We start from the raw sequence: 2,129 nt of genomic DNA on the forward strand, positions 1-2,129 counted from the left end.
GCGTCAGCTCTTGACCAGGAGGCCGCGGCTGCGCAGGACGTACCGCTCGATCGGGCTGAAGATGAGCAGGTCGATGGCGATGCCGACGACGAGGATGAGGATGATCGCGAGGAACACGCCGGGCAGGTCGATGTTGTTGCGGCCGTTCTCCAGGAGCTGGCCCAGGCCCAGGCCCAGGTCGGGGGAGGAGGCGATGATCTCTGCGGCCATCAGCGAGCGCCAGGAGAACGCCCAGCCCTGCTTGAGGCCGGCGAGGTAGCCAGGCAGTGCGGCCGGAACGACGACGTGCCAGGCGCCGCGCAGGCCGGTGGCGCCGAGCGTGCGGCCGGCCCGCAGGAACAGCGGCGGGACCTGGTCGATGCCGGAGACGAGGCCGTTGGCGATCGAGGGGACGGCGCCGAGCAGGATCACCGTGAACATCATGGCGTCGTTGAGGCCGAACCAGAGCACGGCCGGCGGCACCCACGCCACCGACGGCAGGGACTGCAGGCCNNCCTGCGAGGTCGTCCGTTGTCGCCTTCGTTTCAGTGCTGGCCATGGCGGCGGATCTCCCCACGCAGGTGTTCAGTGATCTCGAGGGACAGTTCCGCGACGTCCGCGTCCTCGATGCGGCGCGGCTGCGGGATGTCCACGGTCCATTCCTTGGCGACCCGTCCGGGTCGGGAGGAGAGCAGGACCACGCGCTGGGCGAGGCGGACGGCCTCGCGGACGTTGTGGGTGACGAAGAGGACGGACAGGCCCGTCTCGGCCCAGATGCGGGTGAGTTCGCCGTGCAGGACGTCGCGGGTGATGGCGTCGAGGGCGGCGAAGGGTTCGTCCATCAGCAGCAGGCGGCTGTCCTGGGCGAGGGCGCGGGCGAGGGCGACGCGCTGGCGCATGCCGCCGGAGAGTTCGTGGACGCGTTTGCCGTGGGCGCCGCCGAGGCGGACGAGTTCGAGCAGGCGTTCGGCCTCGGTCCTGCGGTCGCTCTTGGCGATTCCGCGCAGCCGCAGGGCGAGTTCGATGTTCTTGCCGGCGGTCAGCCAGGGGAAGAGGGCGTGTTCCTGGAACATCAGGGCGGGGCGGCCGCCGGGGGTCGTGATCGAGCCGGCGGTGGGCCTGTCGAGGCCGGCGACCAGGTTGAGCAGGGTGGACTTTCCGCAGCCGGAGGCCCCCAGGATGGTGACGAACTCTCCGGGAGCGACATCGAGGCTGATGTCGTCCAGGACGAGCTGCGATCCGGCCGGGCCGGAGAAGGACTTCGAGACGTGCTCGATGCGGGCGGCGTGCCGGTGCTCCGCCACCGTGCCCTCGGCAGCCTTGGCGAGTGTCGTGGCCATGGTCGTCACCTCCTGGGATTGCTGGGATTACGGATTACTTGGCGCCGAGGCCGGCGTCGGAGACCTCGGGCTTGCCGGCGGCCTTCAGGACCTTGTTCAGCAAGGTCAGGTCGTAGATGCCGGCGAGGTCGGGCTGCTGGATGAGCTCGGCCTTGACGGCGTGGTCGGCCTGGGCCTTGAGGGTGGCGGCCAGCGGGTCGTCGGTGACGAGGATGCTCTGCCAGGCGGGGTCGATGACCTTCGCGTCCAGGGGCTTGCCGCCCTCGGCGGCGAGCCTGGCGTTGGCGGAGGCCTTTGCCTGGTCGGGGTTGGCGTTGATCCACTCGTTGGTCTTCACGGTGCCCTTGAGGACCGCCTCGACGACGTCGGGGTGCTCCTTGAGGAACTTCTGCGACACGATGATGTTCGTGATCACGAACTTCTTCTCGGGCCACAGGGCGGTCTCGTCGAGGAGGACGGAACCGCCGTCGGAGACGAGCTTGGAGGCCGTGGGCTCCGGCACCCAGGCGCCGTCGACGGAGCCCTGCTTGAAGGCGTCCGGGGTCACCTTGTTGTCGGTGCGGACGACGGAGACGTCACCCTTGCCGGATTCCGGGTCGACGGTCCAGCCCTTCTCCGAGATCCAGTTCAGGAAGGCGACGTCCTGGGTGTTCCCCTTCTGCGGGGTGGCGATCTTCTTGCCCTTGAGGTCGTCCAGGGTCTTGATCTTCTCCGGGTTCACGACGAGCTTCACGCCGCCGGAGGCGGAGCCGGAGATGATCCGCAGGTTCGAACCCTTCGACTTCACGTAGCCGTTGATCGACGGCGAGG

2 protein-coding genes and 1 pseudogene are annotated in these 2,129 nt (G+C 68.9%); all 3 read right to left on the bottom strand.

What is annotated here, in order from left to right; translation table 11 throughout:
• Positions 1-3: 3 nt before the first annotated feature.
• A pseudogene (locus AVW11_RS35405) lies at positions 4-492 on the bottom strand (ABC transporter permease); the annotation flags it as partial.
• Between the two features lie 32 nt (positions 493-524).
• A complete protein-coding gene (locus AVW11_RS35410; RefSeq protein WP_076047076.1) occupies positions 525-1,319 on the bottom strand; it encodes an ABC transporter ATP-binding protein in 795 nt (264 codons plus the stop codon).
• Positions 1,320-1,353: 34 nt separating this feature from the next.
• Positions 1,354-2,129, bottom strand: a 776-nt coding sequence (locus tag AVW11_RS35415) for an ABC transporter substrate-binding protein (RefSeq protein WP_076047077.1), incomplete at its 5' end; no start/stop codon positions are given.

This window comes from Streptomyces amritsarensis (assembly GCF_001953875.1).
In the GTDB taxonomy this organism is placed as follows: domain Bacteria; phylum Actinomycetota; class Actinomycetes; order Streptomycetales; family Streptomycetaceae; genus Streptomyces; species Streptomyces amritsarensis.

Excerpts from the sequence above, each read along its gene's own strand:
- AVW11_RS35410 (WP_076047076.1), bottom strand. The coding sequence starts at position 1,319 with ATGGCCACGACACTCGCCAAGGCTGCCGAGGGCACGGTGGCGGAGCAC.